The sequence below is a fragment of the Paraburkholderia eburnea genome, from assembly GCF_002917095.1.
In the GTDB taxonomy this organism is placed as follows: Bacteria; Pseudomonadota; Gammaproteobacteria; order Burkholderiales; family Burkholderiaceae; genus Paraburkholderia; species Paraburkholderia eburnea.
The window spans coordinates 37279-53942 of sequence record NZ_PQGA01000017.1; the positions used below are offsets into that span (position 1 = coordinate 37279).

The window sequence follows — 16664 nt, forward strand, 5'->3', positions numbered from 1 at the left end:
CATGGCCGAACGCCCGTCAATGCGCCGTTGCCGGCGCTGACGCCAGCGTGCCCGCATCGTCCCAGCCGCCGCCCAGCGCCTTGTAGAGCGAGACCAGGTCGGTACACACCTGAAGCTTCTGCTGCTGCGCATTCTGCTGCGCGGTGCTCAGTTGACGTTCGGCGTCCAGGACATTGATGAACGACACGATCCCCTTGCGATAGCTGTCGCGTGCGAGCAGATAAGCGCGCTGCTGGTCCGCGACGCTTTCGTCTAGCGAGGCGAGCCGGGTTTGATCGGTGCGATAGACCACCAGTGCATTGTTCACGTCGCGTAGCGCCGTCAGGACGGTCTTGCGATAGTCGAGCGCCGCTTCCTGCTGCTGAAGCTTCGAGAGCCGCAGATTCGATACCAGTGCACCGCCCTGGAAGATCGGCAGCGACACGCTTGGCCCCCACGACCAGAACAGGCTCGCCCAATGCGCGAGATCGCGCGGCGTGGTCGCACGCGTGCCGGCCTGCGCGGACAGCGAAATGTCCGGATAGAACTGTGCGACGGCCACGCCCACGTTGGCGGTTGCCGCGTGCAAGGACGCCTCCGCACGGCGGATATCGGGGCGGCGGCGCGCGAGCGTGGCAGGCAGGCCGACCGGCACGCCTGGCGGCGTGTCCGGCAACGCGGCGGCAGCGGCAAGACTCGCATCGAGCGCGCCGGGCGCTTCGCCCGTGAGGACCGCAAGCGCATTGAGCGCTTGCGCGATCTGCTGATCGTACTGCGGCAGCAGGGCTTCGGTCTGCGCGCGCTGCGCCTGCGAGCGCTCGACGTCCAGCTGGCTTTCCAGACCGTGTCTGGAAGCGCTCTGTGTCAATTCCACGACTTCGCGCTGCTGGTCGATCAACGCTACGGCGGTCGCGTGCAACATCTGTGCGCCGCGTAACTGCAGATAGGTTTCGGCGACTTCGGCTTCGAGCGAGACCTGGGCGTCGTGTTGCGATTCGATCGCCTCGTCGGTCTGCGCATTCGCGGCTTCCACCGAACGGCGCACGCGGCCAAACAGATCGAGTTCCCAGGAAGCGTCGAAACCCGCTTGCCAGAGATTGACCGGCGCCGTGAGTTGATCGAGCGCGCTTTGCGCGCCGCGCTCGACGGCGGCGCCCGCGCCTGGCTGGAGCGTGTTGACCGGCGAGTTCGGTGCGCCCAGCGAATCGACCTTGTTGTAGATACCTGCCGATTCGAGGATACCTTTCGCGCCGAGCTGCTCGCGCTCATAGCTCGCGCTCGCGCGCACGTCGGGCAGCCCTTGCGCGGCGGCCTGTTGCGTTTGCGCGCGCGCCTCGGCGATGCGAACCACGGCGATGCGCAGATCGGGATTGCCCCGCACGGCGCGCGCGATCAACGCGTCGAGCACGGGATCGTGAAAGCTCTGCCACCAGCGCGGGTCGGGGTCCGCTTCGACGGTTGGGTTGGATGCGGCTTGCGCTGTTGCGCCCGGTGTTTGCATCGCGTTCCAGCCCGCGGGCATGTTCGCTTCGGGCGGCTTGAAATTGGGCCCGACGGTGCAGGCTGTGACCGTTGCGGCTAGCGCATTGATCATCATAATCCGGACTGCAGAGAAAATATGTGGGCGCATGTTAATGTCCTCCCGCTCCGCCCGAAGCCTTCACGGGCGAGAAGAACAGCGCGAGCGGCGCAAACAGCGCGCAATACACCGCGAGAATGCCGAACACATCGATATAGGCAAGGATCGTTGCCTGCGAAACGAATGTCTCGTACAGATGACCGGTCGCGGTCTGCAAGGCCTGGGCGAGCGGCGCGCCCGTGCTGTCCATCACGGTTTGCGCGTTGCGCGCGAGCGTGTCCTGATAGTTCTGCGAAAAAGGCGACATATGCCCGGAAAGATGGGCCATCCACGCCTGCGAGCGTTCGCGGATGAGCGCCGTCGAGACGGAAATGCCGATCGATCCCGCCACGTTGCGGAACATGGTAAAGAGCGCGGAGGCGTCGTTGTTGAGCGCGCGCGGCACCGTGAGATAGGCGAGCGTGGTGACGGGCACGAACAGAAAGCCGATCGCGATCGATTGCGCGCTGCGCAGCTTCACGAGCGTCGTGTAATCGACATCGGGCGTCAAAATGCGTGCGTAAATCAGCGCGACGCTCAGCAGAACAAAGCCGGTCATGATGATCAGCCGCGTCTGCACATAGGGCATCAATTTGCTGATGATGGGAATTTCCATCGTGACGAGCAACGCCCCCGGCGAGAGGACAAGGCCCGCGAGCGTGGCCGTATAACCGAGCTGCTGCTGCGCGAGCTGCGGCACGATCACGGCGCTGCCATAGAGGACAGTCGCAAACGCGCCGATCATCACGCAGCCCAGCGCGAAATTGCGGTCGCGCAGGCAGCGCAGATCCACCACGGGATGCTTCGCGTAGAGCAGCCGGAACACCGCGCCCACCATGCCGAGAACGGCCAGCACCGCGAACGTGACGATGAAGGGCGAGGAAAACCAGTCGTCGTCCTCGCCGCGATCGAGCATCACCTGAAGGCAGCCCAGGCCAATGGCGATTAGCGCGATACCGGGAAAATCGACGTCGCGCCAGTTCATGCGCCGCTTCGTCTCGCGCACGATCCAGGGGGGATCTTCGACCAGTTGCATGACGGCGAAGGTCGTCAGCACGCCGACGGGCACGTTGAGCAGGAACACCCAGCGCCACGAGAAGTGGTCGGTGATCCAGCCGCCCAGCGTCGGACCCAGGATCGGCGCGACCACGATGGCCACCGCCGAGATCGAGAACGCGCGGCCACGCTGACTGGGGGCGAAAGTGTCGAGGATGATCGATTGCTGGTTGGGTTGCAGGCCGCCGCCAAAAAAGCCCTGCAGCAGGCGAAAAATCACCAGTTGGCCGAGGCTCGTCGCCACGCCGCACAGGAACGAGCAGACCGTGAAGGCGACGATGCACAGAAGAAAATAGCGCTTGCGCCCGAGCACGCGGCCAAAGAACGCCGAAATCGGCAAGACGATGCCGTTGGCGACAAGGTAGGACGTGAGCACCCAGGTGGCTTCGTCGTAACTCGCCGACATCGTGCCCGCGATATGCGGCAGCGCGACGTTGACGATGGTCGTGTCCAGCACTTCCATGAACGCCGCGAGCGTGACCGCGATGGCGATCAGCCACGGATTGCCGGCGGGGCGCCACGCGGGTCGGGTGTCGCTCATGATCAGTGGCTCAGATAGACGGTGGGCACGACCGAGATGCCCAGCGGCAAGGGCCGGTTGGCCGGCAGGCCGTTGTCGATCACGATTTTCACGGGTACGCGCTGCACGATCTTGACGAAATTACCGGTGGCGTTCTCCGCTGGAAAAGCCGAAAAGCGCGAGCCGCTGCCAAGCTGGATGCTGTCCACGTGGCCGCGCAAGTCGAGTTTCGGGTACGCGTCGATGCTGATTTTCACCTTGTCGCCGGCACGCATATGGGTGAGCTGCGACTCCTTGAAGTTCGCCGTGATCCACACCTGCGGCGTGACGATCGAGAAAAGCGACGTGCCCGCTTGCAGGAAGCTGCCGAACTGCACGTTGCGCCGCGTGATCCAGCCGTCCGAAGGCGCGCGCAGATCGCACCACGCAAGATCGAGCTGCGCGGTGTCCAGTTGCGCCTGGGCCTGCGCGACCTGCTGGCGGCGTTGTTCAACGGCGGCCACGGCCTGGCGGATCTGCTGCGGCACGAGGCTGGCCGTCTTCAGTTGTGCCTGGGCGCTTATGACGTCGGCGTACGAGCTGCGCTGCTGGGCCGTGGCGGTGTCGATGTTCTGTTGCGTGGTCGCGCGCGGATCGACGCCATGCTGGCGCGCATAGTCGGCCTGGGCGCGCGCGAAGTTGGCATTGGCCGTCTCGATCTGCGCGCGCGCCTGCTCGTACTGCGCCGGATACTGCACGCGCGCGATGTCCAGCTGGGCCTGGGCGGCCAGCAATTGCGCCCTGGCGAGGCCCAACTGGGCGTTTGCCTGATCGACCTGCGCCTGGTAGTCGCGGCGGTCGATCTCGACCATCAGATCGCCTTTGTGGACAAAGACGTTGTCGTTGATATTGAGCTGCGTGACGTAGCCCGAGACCTTCGGCGCGACGGTGATGGCGTTGCCGTCGGTGTAGGCATCGTCGGTACTGACTTCGTTGCGCGTCGCAAACCACCAGGCGAATGCGCCGATCGCGATGATTAGCACGATCAGGCCAAGGATGATGAGCGGCTTCTTGCCCGGACGCTTGCGGGCGGTTTTGCCGTCGTCCTTGCCGTCCTTGCCGTTTTGCGCGCTGTTACGCGCATTCGCAGCGCGGCGCGGCTTGCCCCGATGCGCGCGCGACCATGCGCGGATGCTGCCCGCCCCGTCGCGCTCAGCCATGCGTCGCTCCGGCAGGGTTCAGTGAGGTGCTCGAAAAAGGAAGGGATCTCATGAGGTGCTCGATGCAGGACACGTCTCGACGGTGAGCAAAAGCGCAATTGCTGTAGCAAGCGTCATGCCGCGACGGGGCATCTTGAACGCCTGCACGGGGCACGCAGACTGCTCTATAGGGAAGGGCGCCGTGCGCCGCTGGCGCGCGGATTTTGCATCGCAGCACGTTCGAAGGAGTTCACATCATGAGCAGCACACTGGATCCCGATAGCGACGACGACATGGCTCAACCGATCCCCCCGGGTCACAATGCCGAAGCGCTCGGTCCCGGCGATTCGTCCGATTCGGGCAGCGATACGCTGGGCGCGAAGCGCCATGAGTTCGATCGCGACTCGGAGCTTGACAATCACGCGCTAGAAGCGGGGGAGGACGAAGCGCTAAGCGGTACCGATAGTCACGGCACCGGAGAACGCGCGGCGGCCGATGGCGACGAAGCGCTGCGTCCGGACGGCGATGTATTACCCGACGAGATCAGGCATACGCCGGACTACTGAAGATAGTTAAGGCATGCGATGTGCGGCAGGCAGGTCGTGAGCGGCGTGCTTGTCGACTTGCTCGCAGACCTTAAAATTTAATGAGGAAAACCAATCATGAAATCACGTCACTTGATCGCCCCGGCCATCCTGAGCGCAATGCTGGCAGTATCCGGCGTTGCGCTTGCTGCAGGAGCGGGCGGCGGCAGCAGCAACGGACCTGGCGGTGCAGGCTCGGGCACGGGCGCGGACGCCACGACGCCGGCCCAAGGCGCGGATAACAACGCGGCGACCGCCGCGACGGGCACAAGCACTACGACCCACAAGTCCACGCACAAGTCGCATACGACGAAGAAGCATACGGCGACGAAGCCGATGAACGACACCACCAACACGCCGGGCGCCGACGCCAGCAGCGATACGAAGGGGCAGTAACGGACGTTCGACCGGGCGTTCCCGCAGTGCGGGCGGCACGCATGACGCCGCTCGCCCTGGGTTTGTTTTCACGGCATCTATGGCTGGGTTGCGCACCTTCATAAACCCGGAGTGCCCTGCTATGCCCGGCATTCCCCCCGCCATGGGCGCGTGCTTACAGCGGCGTTTGCCCGAGAATCCCGCAGTAGAACGCGTATTCGGCCTGCAGGGCATGTGCCTGGTTGACGGCCTTGCGAAAGCCGTGACGTTCGTCGGCGTAATAATGCGCCTCGGTAGCGATGCCGTTGGCCTGCAAGGCGCTCACCATGCTGCGCGTCTGATCGGGCGTGACGACAGCGTCCAGTTCGCCCTGGAAGAACGCCACGGGTACGCGAATCCGGTCGGCGTGCAGCAGCGGGGTGCGGGCGTTATAGCGCTCGGCATCGGCCACGGCGTCGCCGATCAGCCAGTCCAGATAGTCGGCTTCGAACTTGTGCGTGTGCCGGCCGAGCGTAAGCGGATCGCTCACGCCATACAGGCTCGCGCCGCCGCGAAACACGTCGCGAAACGCGAGTGCGCAGAGCGTCGTATAGCCACCCGCGCTGCTGCCGCGAATAAAGGCGCGGGCGAGATCGATGCGGTGGTCTGCGGCAAGATGCGCGACGACGCCGCAAGCGTCGTCCACATCCACGACACCCCAGCTTTCGTGCAGCGCCTGGCGATAGGCGCGGCCATAGCCGGTGCTGCCACGATAGTTGAGGTTGACGACGGCGAAGCCGCGTTGCGTCCAGTATGGGATGCGCGGATCGAACACGGGGTAGCAGGCCGAGGTCGGGCCGCCGTGAATGAACACGACGACGGGCGGGGCTCTGTCCACGCTTTTCTCGCTTTGCAGCCGCTCCGGCGCATAGAAATACGCGTGCGATTCGCTGCCGCCGGTCGAAAAACGCAGGCGCTCGGGCACGGGAATGCGCTCTGCCGGCATCATCGGCGAGACATCCGCGAGCACTTGCACGCTGAAGTCGTCACGCCGGATCGCGAGCACGGCTGCGGGGCAGGTGGGCGAAGCGGCGAGGCAGTAGACATGCGTGTCGTCTGCGGCGAGATTGCGAAAGCGGCTATATTCCGGCGCGAGCGTGCGCAACGCGCCATCGGCCGTGCGATGGCCGAGTACGCCCCAGCCTTCGTCCGTCCATGCGCCAAGGCTCGATCCGTCGTCGAGCACAATCCAGCTACGCCCGCCGAGCTGCCACGGCGCGGAGGCATGATCGGCCCGTGCTGCGGGCAACGCATGCAGCGCATCGCCATGCTCACGCCACGGCTGCCAGAAGCCGTGGCGATCACTCAGGCAATACAGGGTGCCGTGCGTGTCGAATTGCGGCTGTTGCAGCGCATCCTCGATATCGTCGCCCGCAAGCGTGCGGGGCGGCAGCCACGCGCCGTTGGCATCGCGCTCGCGGCTGCGCAGTCGCGTCGCGGTCCACGGCTGATGCGGGCGCTGCCACTCGATCCACGCGAGGCGCGCGCCGTCCGCGCGCAGGCAGGGCGCCGCATAAAAATCCGCACCTTCCGCGAGCACGGTCCGCGCGCCGTTGGCGAGCGCGATCGACACGATGCGATGCGTTCCGCCGTCTTCTTCCACCGCGAGCACCGCGTCGCGGCTATAACGCAGATCGCCGTAGCGGCAGCCAGGCTCGGTGAGCGCGGCCGGCGCAGAATCGTCGTCGATGGACTGACGATAAAGCCGCTGGTCTTTCTCGTTGGCAAATACTACGGTATCCTCAGTAAGGCAAAATGAGCCGCCGCCGTATTCGTAGACGCGCCCGCGCACGCTGAAGCCTTCCGGCGTGAGGCAACGCGCCTGCGCGCCGCTGCGCCAGTGCCAGATGCGCGTGGCGGCATCGGCGGGATCGTAGGCCGTCCAGAACACGCCGCGCGCCGACGCGGCCAGTTCGCCAAAATCCTTGCCGGCGGCGACGGCCTGTTCGGCGCTGACGCGCTCAGGGTTGGCTGAGTTCGCGGGAATTCCTGTCATTGCGGAAGATGAGTCGCTGGATCGGTTGGACGGGTTGCGCGGCCTCGCTGCGGGCCTGCACAATGATGCGATGCTCGGGGGACTTGCCGCACACGGGGTCGGTGTTCGCGGCGTCGCCGGTCAGCATGAAGGCCTGGCAGCGGCAGCCCCCAAAGTCCTTTTCCTTTTCGTCGCACGAGCGGCACGGTTCGGGCATCCACGCATTGCCGCGAAAACGGTTGAAGCCGAACGATTCGTACCAGATGTGGCGCAGATCGTGATCGCGCACGTTGGGGAATTCGACTGGCAGCATGCGCGCGCCGTGGCAGGGCAAAGCGGTGCCGTCCGGCGTGACCGTGAGGAAGAGGCTGCCCCAGCCGCCCATGCAGGGCTTCGGGCGCTCTTCGTAGTAGTCAGGAGTCACGAAGATCAGCTTGCAGGGGTTGCCGCTGGCTTCCAGCTTCGCGCGATATTCGTTGGTGATGCGCTCCGCGCGTTCGAGCTGCTCGCGCGTGGGCAGCAGCAGCGCGCGGTTGAGCTTGGCCCAGCCGTAGAACTGGGTGGTCGCGAGTTCGACGAAATCCGCTTCGAGCGCGATGCAGAGTTCGATGATGCGGTCGATATCGTCGATGTTGTAGCGATGCGTGACGAAGTTCAGCACCATCGGATAGCCGTGCGCCTTCACGGCGCGCGCCATCGCCAGCTTTTGCGCGAACGCCTTGCCCGAGCCGGCGAGCATGTTGTTCACTTCCTCGTCGCTCGACTGGAAGCTGATCTGGATGTGATCGAGTCCGGCGCGCTGGAAATCGGCGAGTTTCTGCTCGTTCAGGCCGATGCCCGAGGTGATGAGGTTCGTGTAATAGCCGAGCTTGCGCGCCTCGGCGATCAGCTGCGCGAGATCCTTGCGCACCAGCGGCTCGCCGCCGGAGAAGCCGATCTGCGCGGCGCCCATCTGGCGCGCCTCGGTCATCACGCGAATCCACTGCTCCGTGCTCAATTCCTCGCCCTGGCGCGCGAAGTCCAGCGGGTTCGAGCAGTAGGGGCATTGCAGCGGGCAACGATAGGTCACTTCCGCGAGCAGCCACAAGGGCAGGCCGACGGCGGGCTGGGCGGGTTGGGCGTGATCGGCAGGCGCTGCTATGGCCGCGCCTGGCGCGAGGTGTTCGTCAGACAAGATCGATCCAGTGCTTTTCGCGGGCCACGAGCATGAACTGCTCGACGTCTTCGCCCAGTTCGGGCACGCCCGGGAATTGCGTGTCCAGATGCGCGACGATCGCCGCGACGTTGCGTTCGCCGTCGATCAGGCCGCCGATCGCGGCGGCGCTGTCGTTCAGCTTGATCATGCCCTCAGGATAGAGCAGGACGTGCGCGTTTTGCGCGGGCTCGAACTGAAAGCGATAGCCGCGTCGCCAGACGGGCTTGAGATTGCGGTCGAAGGGTGTGTTCATCGTGTTCACAGTGCGATCCCCTTGTGCCAGACGCGTTCGTTCGTGACCGTATGATACGGCGGACGGCCCAGTTCGTAGGCCATCGACATCGCGTCGAGCATGGTCCACAGAATGTCGAGCTTGAATTGCAGGATCTCCAGCATACGCTGCTGGCTCTCGAAGGTCGTGTAGTGCTGCAGCGTGATCTGCAGGCCGTGCTCCACGTCGCGGCGCGCCTGGCCCAGGCGCGAACGGAAATACTCGTAGCCGCGCGGGTCGATCCAGGGGTAATGCTTCGGCCACGTGTCGAGTCGCGACTGATGGATCTGCGGCGCAAATAATTCGGTGAGCGAACTGCTGGCCGCTTCCTGCCAGCTCGCGCGCCGCGCGAAATTCACGTAGGCATCGACGGCAAAACGCACGCCGGGCAGGACCAGTTCCTGCGAACGCAGTTGATCGGGATCGAGTCCGACGGCCTCGCCCAGGCGCAGCCAGGCCTCGATGCCGCCGTCCTCGCCGGGCGCCCCGTCGTGATCGAGCAGACGCTGGATCCACTGGCGGCGCACTTCGCGATCGGGACAGTTGGCGAGTATCGCCGCGTCCTTCATCGGGATATTGACCTGGTAGTAGAAGCGGTTCGCGACCCACCCCTGGATCTGTTCGCGCGTTGCGCGGCCTTCGTACATCGCCACGTGATACGGGTGGTGAATGTGATAGAACGCGCCCTTGGCGCGCAGGGCCTGTTCGAATTGCTCGGGTGTGAGGGCGGCCTGGCTCATGATTCGGTCCAATTCCAATGAAGGCTGCTGCCTGAAGATTGCAGCAGCGAAATGCAGGGCGGCGCGCTTGTATCGCGCGCCGCACGGGTATTTACAGATCGATGCTCATGCCGTCGAAGGCGACTTCGACGTGACGCAGCGCGAGTTCGGCGCGTTCCGCCGAATCTTCGTCGAGGATCGGATTCGTATTGTTGATGTGCGTGAGAATCTTGCGCGCGTTCGGGAATTGATCGAGCACTTCGAGCATGCCGCCGGGGCCGCTTTGCGCGAGGTGGCCCATCTGGCGGCCCGTGCGCGTGCCCACGCCGCGGCGCTGCATTTCGTCGTCGTGCCAGAGCGTGCCGTCCACCAGCAGGCAATCGGCTTCGTGCATGCGCGCAAGCAGTGCCTCGTCGACTTCGCCCAGACCCGGCGCGTAAAACAGTTTGCCGCCCGTGCGCGTGTCCTCGATCACAAGGCCGATGTTGTCGCCCGGATGCGGATCGTGGCGGTGCGGCGAGTAGGGCGGCGCGGCGCTGCGCAGCGCGAACGGCGTGAAGCGCAGATTCGGGCAGGCGCTAATCGTAAACGCTTCGCCGGAGACGATCGGGTTCCAGCGCAGGCCGCCGTTCCAGTGCTTGAGCATCGGAAAGATCGGAAAGCCGGTGTTCAGGTCCTCGTGAACCATGTCCGTGCACCAGACTTCGTGCGGGCAGCCTTCGCGCAGGCTCAGCAGGCCGGTCGTGTGATCGATCTGGCTGTCCATCAGCACGATGGCCGCGATGCCGGTGTCGCGCAGCGCGCGGCCCGGCTGCATGGGCGCGAAAGCCTGCAACTGGGCCCGGATATCGGGCGACGCGTTGCAGAGAACCCAGGATTCGCCATCGTCGGAGACGGCGATCGACGACTGAGTGCGCGCCTTCGCGTTGAGGCGGCCGTTACGGAAGCCCGCGCAGTTCGCGCAATTGCAGTTCCACTGAGGAAAGCCGCCGCCGGCTGCGGAGCCGAGAATGTGAATATGCATGCTTGCGGAAAATAGGCTGCGGATTGAACGCGCCAGATAAATAGCCCCGGCGGGCCGGGGCTATGTAGATCCTGCGAGAGGATGTTGACGCTGCGGATTAACGGTTCGAAATGTACATCGTGATTTCAAAACCGAAACGCAGGTCGGTGTAAGCGGGCTTGGTCCACATGGCGGAACTCCTTGAAAAATGGATGAGCAGGCGGACGTCCGGCAAAGCGGACACACCGGACAATGCGGGAAACGGCGGCCGATGCGGCAGGCGGAATGAACTGCACGCCTGACACGTTCTATATGCGCCGCAATTCTCCTCGCGCGTATCGTATCAAATTTGCGCGCATCACGATGGCTCGCCGATACGCGGATGGCCCTGAAATGCCGTATCAAACGCCGAAAGCGCGCTGAACACCGACACACGAAACACTTTATTTCGGATGCAGCAATACTCGGCTGCAATTCAACCGAAAGCTACGTAATCTTGAACCAGCTCGTGAACATATCCGGGGCGGGCACGCTATTGTGCTGGGCTTTGCTGTTGTGTCTGCGTGTGCCCGCGCGCGGGGTGCCGGCATCGCTTGCGGGCGGCCTCGCGCCCGTGTATACCGCGCGCGGCCGGATCAGGTGCGGATTCTGGCGTTGCTCCAGCCCGTGCGCGATCCAGCCCACCGAACGTCCCAACGCGAACAGCCCGAACGCGGCTCCCACCGGCAGGCCCAGATGACGCCGCAACGCCACGAGCGCGAGATCGAGAGACGGCTGCTGTCCGACGAGCGAACTGCCCAGGTCGATGAGCTTTTGCCACTTCGGATGACGCGGCAGCACGCGCGCGAGCAGCCACGCCGCGCGCACGTCGCCATCGGGATAAAGCGGGTGGCCGAAGCCGGGCAGATCGTCGCCGCGCGCGAGGCGTTCGTGCAATTTGCGTTCGGCGTCCGCCGGTGAATTCGCGTCCAGCTCGTCCCAGAGCGCCTCGCAGCGCCCCGTGGTCGCGCCGTGCCGGCCGCCCGAAAGACCCGCGAGACCGCCGATCACCACCGAGCGCAGGCTTGCATCGGTGGACGCGACGCAGCGCGCGGTGAAGCTCGACGCGTTCAGTTCGTGGTCGGCGCAGAGCACCAGTGCCATGCAGATCAGGTCCGCGCCCGTCTTGCCGACGCCCCATGCGTGTGCGCACTGTTCGTGGAGCGGCGCGGTGTCGGGCGCGGTGCCCAGCAGGCACGCAGCCAACAGGCGCACGAGATCGCCGCAACCCTGCGCCTGACGGTCGGCGTTGCGCTGCCAGATCGCGGTGGGCGCGTCTTCGCTCGCCACCGCAAAGAGCGGCAGCATGGCGGCTTCCGCGCGCTGGTCGCGGTAATGCTTGAGCAGGGCCTTGAGGACCGCGGGCGCTTGCGGCGCGCGCGGCGTGAAAGCGGCGCTTTCGTCGCATTGCCAGAGCAACGCGGCTACTTCTTCGAGGCTTGCGCGTGACGCCAGATCGAGGGCATCGACACCACGATAGGAGAGCCGGCCGTTTTCGATCAGCGTGATGGCCGATTCGAGCACCGGCGCGCCCCAGTCGAGCGCCGCACGCGCCACTTCCTTCGGCTTGCGGCCGCGCGCGCGATCCGCCGCGAGCCGCTCGACGTCGGTGGCGAGATAGCGGCTTTCGCGCGAGACGGGATCGCTTTCGGCGCGCAGCAGGCCACGGCTCACGTAGGCGTAGAGCGTCTGGCGCGAGACGCCCAGACGCGCGGCGGCTTCGGTGGAAGTCAGATAGGTCGGCATGATGAGGTTGGCTATGCGGCGACGATTCCGGCGAATGGCGATCAGCATAATCAACGTTGACGATTCGTGCCTGCGCGCTGCCTGTTTTAAAGCGGCTTACCGCTTATTAAGAAAAACTTCATCTAGCCGATCACGATCCCATAGGCGCGCTCGCATAAGCTCTCGACTCGTGACTTCGAACTCGACTGGATGGCCCCTATGAGAGCAAACCTGCAATATCTTGCTGCGCTTGCCGCAGCGACCGTTAGCCTGGCTGCTCATGCCGGGCCGCACCTCACCCAGCAGCAATGCATGGGCTACCCGTTCAAGCACGTAGCGGCGGGCAAGGTCACGCATGCGCAATTGATGGACGAACTGGGTGAGCTAGAAGCGCGCGGCTACCATCCGGGTTCCGACGACGGCACCTATCCGGCCGATCTGCAAGCCGCGCAGAAAGCCTTGACCGCCGACTACAGCGCGGACTGTCTCAAGCTGCACCGCAAGACCTGAGCGTTTTTAGAACGCGCTTTAAAACGCAATTGCAATGCCGAACATGGCGACGAACTGATTGCCCGTCGATGACGCCGACGTATTCTGCGAGTCGCCGACCATCGCCACCGCATCGACAATGTCGCCGGCGCCGTTCGCGCCCAGCGTCTGCCCCGAAGCGTGCTGATACGCCTGAATGGTGTAAAGCGTCGTGCGCTTCGAGAGGTGATACATCTCGCGCAGCGAAATCTGCTGATAGCGCGCGGCGTCGTGAATGCCGTTCGCGGTGGAGGCGCGCGTGTAGCCATAGCCGCCCGATACCTCGATCGGCGTGCTCACGCGGTAGCTCGCCAGCGCGCCGTACGTGTTGAATACGGCGGTATCGGCGAAGAGCGAATGACCGCCCGGACGATAGACCACGTTCGAATAGTTCACGCCGAACAGCAGATTGCCGAACGTATAGGTCGCCAGCGCCGCCGACTGCTGCACCGTGTTCGCCGACAGATAACCCGTGTTGATCGTCGAATGCGGGAACGTGGCGCTCGCGTCCGGATCGAAGCCGCCCGAATATTGCGTGTTGCTCATGCGCAGATAGCCCAGGCCCACGGAAAGCGGGCCTCCGTCGTAACGCAGCGCCGCGCTGAACAGGCTGCCGCTTTTCATGCTGCCCGCCACACCACCAAAGCCGTATTGCACGCTGCCGCGCAGACCGTCGATGCCCGATGATGTGTAGGTAACCGAACTATTCGAGCGGATGTCCGTATCGAAACCGTCGATGTCGCCTGGGTGCGCTCCCGTCGCGCCGGTCAGGTACGTGACCGGGCCGAGCGTGCCGGCCAGCAAATAGTACGGCGTGTACTGGCGGCCCATCGTCAGCGTGCCCCAGCGGCTGTCCTGCAAGCCGACGAAGGCATAGCGGTTGAACGCGAGACCGGCCGATTGCTGCGCGCCGGTGCCCGGATCGAAACCTTCCTGCAAATCGAAAATCGCGTTGAGCGTCGAGCTTAGTGGCTCCGAGCCCTTGAAGCCGAACTTCGACGCGTACAGATTGCCATTGCGCATGTACACGTTCGAATGGCCGCCCTGGTTGCTCGCGTAGGTGATGGCTTCGTCCACGTTGCCATACAGCGTCAGGCTGTTTTGCGCCATGGCCGGTTGCGACATCGCCGCAGCGCACATGAGCAGCGAGCCGCCCCGGAAAAAGTGTTCTGATTTCATCGTAAGACAGGCGAACGATCCGGGTGATGGCCGCTATACACAGCCATCCCGGATTCGGAAGAATATTTGGTCTAAGTAGTTAACAATGGCGGCGGATCAATGCCGCTGGATGCCTTGGTGCGTCTGCGGCAGTGCGTAGGCGATCACGTAATCGCCGCGATCCGGCGATTGGCGCGCGCCGCCCGCCGAGATCACGATGTACTGCCTGCCGTCGATCGTGTAGCTCATCGGCGTGCCCTGGCTGCCCACCGGAAGACGGGCCTTCCAGACTTCCTTGCCGGTCGAGCTGTCGAACGCGCGCAGGTAGTAATCCTGGGTCGCCGCGAAGAACACCAGACCGCCGCCGGTCGTCAGCGAGCCGCCAATGGTCGGCATGCCGATCGGCGAGGGCATGTGCATCTGCACGCCGTAGAGGCGCGTGTCCTTGACCGTGCCGAGCGGCACTTGCCACGCGACGCTGCGCGTTTTCAGGTCGATTGCCGTGAGGCTGCCGAACGGCGGCTTCTGGCACGGAATGCCCAGCGGCGAGAAGAAGCGGTCCTTGGTCACCGAGTACGGCGTGCCGCCGAGCGGCACCGCGCCCATGCCGGCGTTGACGGCCTCGTTACCGTTCGAGGTGGCGCTGCTGCGCTGCGCTTCCTTGACCAGATGCACCCACAGGCCCAGGCGCATGTCGTTCACGTAGATCATGCCGGCGTTCGGGTCGTACGACAGACCGCCCCAGTTCATGCCGCCGAGCGAACCCGGGAAGCTCAGTGCGTAGTCCGTATCGGGCGCGGTGAACAGGCCGTCGTAGCGCATGCCGCGAAACGAGATGCGGCACATCAACTGGTCGATCGGCGTGACGCCCCACATGTCGGCGTCGTCGAGCACTTCGGCGCCGATCTGCGGCATACCGACCGACAGCGGCTGGGTCTTCGAGTACGGCTCGTTCGGGATCGTGCCGGTCTTGACCGGGTGTTCGACGACCTTGGTGAGCGGCTTGCCGGTCAGGCGGTCGAGCACGAACAGCTGGCCCATCTTGGTGCCGACGATCAGCGCCGGCACCTTCTTGCCGTCTTCCATCGGGAAGTCGATCAGCGTCGGCTGCATCGGCACGTCGTAGTCCCAGAGGTCGTGGTGGACGGTCTGGAAGTGCCATTTTTCGACGCCGGTGGTGGCGTCGAGCGCGAGGATCGAGGCGCCGTACTTCTCGTCGAGCGCCGTGCGCTTGACGCCCCACAGGTCGATCGCGGCGTTGCCGGTCGGCATGTAGAGGGTGTTCGAGGTCGCGTCATAGGTCATCGGCGCCCACACGTTCGGCGTCGAACGCGTGAAGGTCTTGCCGGCGACCGGTGCCGCGTGGTCTTGCGGGCTGCCCGGATCGAACGCCCACTTCATCTTGCCGGTCATCACGTCGAAGCCGCGGATCACGCCGCCAGGCATGTCGAGCGAGACGTTGTCGGCGACGCGGCCGCCCACCACCACGGTCGTGCCGGCCACCGTCGGCGCGGACGTCAACTGGTAGAGCGGGCTTTGAGCTTTGCCCAGACCTGCCTTAAGGTCGATGATGCCGTGATCGCCGAAGTTGTCGCAGAGCTTGCCGTTGTCGGCGTCGAGCGAAACCAGCTTGCCGTCGATCGTGTTCATGTAGATGCGGCGGCGGCACGCGGCGGGGTCGCCCGACGTATCGATCGCCGACACCGGCGTCGAGCCGGCCACGGTGGGCTGCACGAGCGGCCTGGTGGCATCGAAGTAGGCGAGGCCGCGGCAGCGTACCCAGACCGTGGTGTGGGTCGGGAACGCGTGGCGCCATTTTTCGGTGCCGCTGGCGGCATCGACGGCGATCACCGTGTTGTGCGGCGAGCACAGGAACAGCGTCCTGCCGACCTGCAGCGGCGTTTCCTGGTCTTCCGAGCCGCCGCCGTCCGGGCTGAGCGGCACGTCGCCGGTGTGGAACGTCCAGGCGACCTGGAGATCCTTCACGTTATCGCGGTCGATCTGCGTGAAGCCCGCGAAGCGGTCGCCGCCGGCCGAATGGCCGTAGGCGCTCCAGTCGCCGGTGCCCACATTTCCCGCTGAACTTGCGATCGGCGGCGTGGCTTCGGCGCCGAACTTGCCGTGTGGCACGAACATGCCCCACACGAACGCGACGTTGCAGACGGCCAGCAGGGCGGCGACGCCCCACGCCTTGCCGCAGGCAGGCGTCTTGCCTTCGCCCTTGCGCAGCACGGGGACGAGCGGCGCGAGCAGCATGCCGATCATCGAGAACATGAAAATGCGCGTATTGAGCGGCCAGAAGTCGAAGCCGACTTCCCACACGGCCCACAGCGCCGTGGCGATCAGGAATACGAGGAAGATCGTGAAGGCGCTGGAGCGGCGGCGCGCGAGCTGCACACCGGTGGCGCACAGCGCGAGGCCGGCGAGCAGGTAGTACCAGCTGCCGCCGCGGGCGATCAACATGCCGCCGCCGATGAGGAAATACAGCCCGAGCAGCAGGCCGACGAACCCTATGACGGGCAGGCCGATACGCACGGCCTTTGAAATCTGTTTATCTGAATCTGTTGGTTGCTTCGACATCGTTTTGTTCTCGATTGAACGCTAAAGGCTCGCCGCGAAGGTCGGCCTGAGCGCGCGCCCTGAAATTGGCGTGAAAACGCCAAGCCTTGCTTTATATTAACTAGTTGGTACATTTTATTGGG

At 64.7% G+C, this 16664-nt stretch carries 15 protein-coding genes; 3 read left to right on the forward strand and 12 right to left on the reverse strand.

What is annotated here, in order from left to right; translation table 11 throughout:
• Nucleotides 1-16: 16 nt before the first annotated feature.
• The 3 genes from B0G62_RS23905 to B0G62_RS23915 are packed head-to-tail and all read right to left on the reverse strand — an operon-like array spanning nucleotide 17 to nucleotide 4372.
• On the reverse strand, nucleotides 17-1576 hold the full coding sequence (locus tag B0G62_RS23905) for an efflux transporter outer membrane subunit (protein ID WP_244193353.1): 1560 nt from the start codon (nucleotides 1574-1576) through the stop codon (nucleotides 17-19).
• Between the two features lie 34 nt (nucleotides 1577-1610).
• Nucleotides 1611-3194, reverse strand: a complete 1584-nt coding sequence (locus tag B0G62_RS23910) for a DHA2 family efflux MFS transporter permease subunit (protein WP_103706691.1) — start codon at nucleotides 3192-3194, stop codon at nucleotides 1611-1613.
• 2 nt (nucleotides 3195-3196) lie between these two features.
• Complete coding sequence (locus B0G62_RS23915; protein ID WP_103706692.1) at nucleotides 3197-4372, reverse strand: HlyD family secretion protein; 1176 nt, start codon at nucleotides 4370-4372, stop codon at nucleotides 3197-3199.
• 236 nt (nucleotides 4373-4608) lie between these two features.
• Here B0G62_RS23915 and B0G62_RS23920 point away from each other — a divergent pair, with 236 nt between their 5' ends.
• Together B0G62_RS23920 and B0G62_RS23925 are read left to right on the forward strand one after the other, a co-directional pair.
• On the forward strand, nucleotides 4609-4917 hold the full coding sequence (locus tag B0G62_RS23920; protein ID WP_103706693.1) for a chemotaxis protein: 309 nt from the start codon (nucleotides 4609-4611) through the stop codon (nucleotides 4915-4917).
• A gap of 96 nt (nucleotides 4918-5013) precedes the next feature.
• Complete coding sequence (locus B0G62_RS23925; protein ID WP_103706694.1) at nucleotides 5014-5331, forward strand: hypothetical protein; 318 nt, start codon at nucleotides 5014-5016, stop codon at nucleotides 5329-5331.
• 154 nt (nucleotides 5332-5485) lie between these two features.
• Here the strand turns inward: B0G62_RS23925 and B0G62_RS23930 are convergent, their stop codons facing one another.
• From B0G62_RS23930 to B0G62_RS23960, 7 genes are all read right to left on the reverse strand, one after another.
• Complete coding sequence (locus B0G62_RS23930; RefSeq protein ID WP_103706695.1) at nucleotides 5486-7345, reverse strand: alpha/beta hydrolase family protein; 1860 nt, start codon at nucleotides 7343-7345, stop codon at nucleotides 5486-5488.
• Nucleotides 7311-8498, reverse strand: a complete 1188-nt coding sequence (gene pqqE / locus B0G62_RS23935) for a pyrroloquinoline quinone biosynthesis protein PqqE (RefSeq protein ID WP_208624244.1) — start codon at nucleotides 8496-8498, stop codon at nucleotides 7311-7313. The genes B0G62_RS23930 and pqqE overlap by 35 nt, the downstream gene beginning before the upstream one ends.
• Complete coding sequence (pqqD, locus tag B0G62_RS23940; RefSeq protein ID WP_103706759.1) at nucleotides 8491-8772, reverse strand: pyrroloquinoline quinone biosynthesis peptide chaperone PqqD; 282 nt, start codon at nucleotides 8770-8772, stop codon at nucleotides 8491-8493. The genes pqqE and pqqD overlap by 8 nt, the downstream gene beginning before the upstream one ends.
• A 5-nt stretch (nucleotides 8773-8777) precedes the next feature.
• On the reverse strand, nucleotides 8778-9530 hold the full coding sequence (gene pqqC / locus B0G62_RS23945; protein ID WP_103706696.1) for a pyrroloquinoline-quinone synthase PqqC: 753 nt from the start codon (nucleotides 9528-9530) through the stop codon (nucleotides 8778-8780).
• Nucleotides 9531-9621: 91 nt separating this feature from the next.
• Nucleotides 9622-10533 (reverse strand): pyrroloquinoline quinone biosynthesis protein PqqB, encoded by a 912-nt coding sequence (gene pqqB / locus B0G62_RS23950; protein ID WP_103706697.1) that lies wholly within the window; start codon nucleotides 10531-10533, stop codon nucleotides 9622-9624.
• 97 nt (nucleotides 10534-10630) lie between these two features.
• Nucleotides 10631-10702: a pyrroloquinoline quinone precursor peptide PqqA gene (gene pqqA / locus B0G62_RS23955; protein WP_084162062.1), complete on the reverse strand. Its 72-nt coding sequence runs from the start codon at nucleotides 10700-10702 to the stop codon at nucleotides 10631-10633.
• A 296-nt stretch (nucleotides 10703-10998) separates the two neighbouring features.
• Nucleotides 10999-12297, reverse strand: coding sequence for a citrate synthase family protein (locus B0G62_RS23960; protein ID WP_103706760.1), 1299 nt, complete (start codon nucleotides 12295-12297; stop codon nucleotides 10999-11001).
• Nucleotides 12298-12495: 198 nt separating this feature from the next.
• Between B0G62_RS23960 and B0G62_RS23965 the strand changes: the two genes are divergently transcribed.
• Nucleotides 12496-12786: a DUF4148 domain-containing protein gene (locus B0G62_RS23965; protein WP_103706698.1), complete on the forward strand. Its 291-nt coding sequence runs from the start codon at nucleotides 12496-12498 to the stop codon at nucleotides 12784-12786.
• An 18-nt stretch (nucleotides 12787-12804) separates the two neighbouring features.
• On the opposite strand, the gene B0G62_RS23970 is transcribed toward B0G62_RS23965, so the two are convergent.
• Nucleotides 12805-13983 carry a porin gene (locus B0G62_RS23970; RefSeq protein WP_103706699.1) on the reverse strand — a complete coding sequence of 393 codons (1179 nt, stop codon included), beginning with the start codon at nucleotides 13981-13983 and terminating at the stop codon, nucleotides 12805-12807.
• Between the two features lie 96 nt (nucleotides 13984-14079).
• Nucleotides 14080-16542: a membrane-bound PQQ-dependent dehydrogenase, glucose/quinate/shikimate family gene (locus B0G62_RS23975; protein ID WP_103706700.1), complete on the reverse strand. Its 2463-nt coding sequence runs from the start codon at nucleotides 16540-16542 to the stop codon at nucleotides 14080-14082.
• Between the last annotated feature and the right edge of the window lie 122 nt (nucleotides 16543-16664).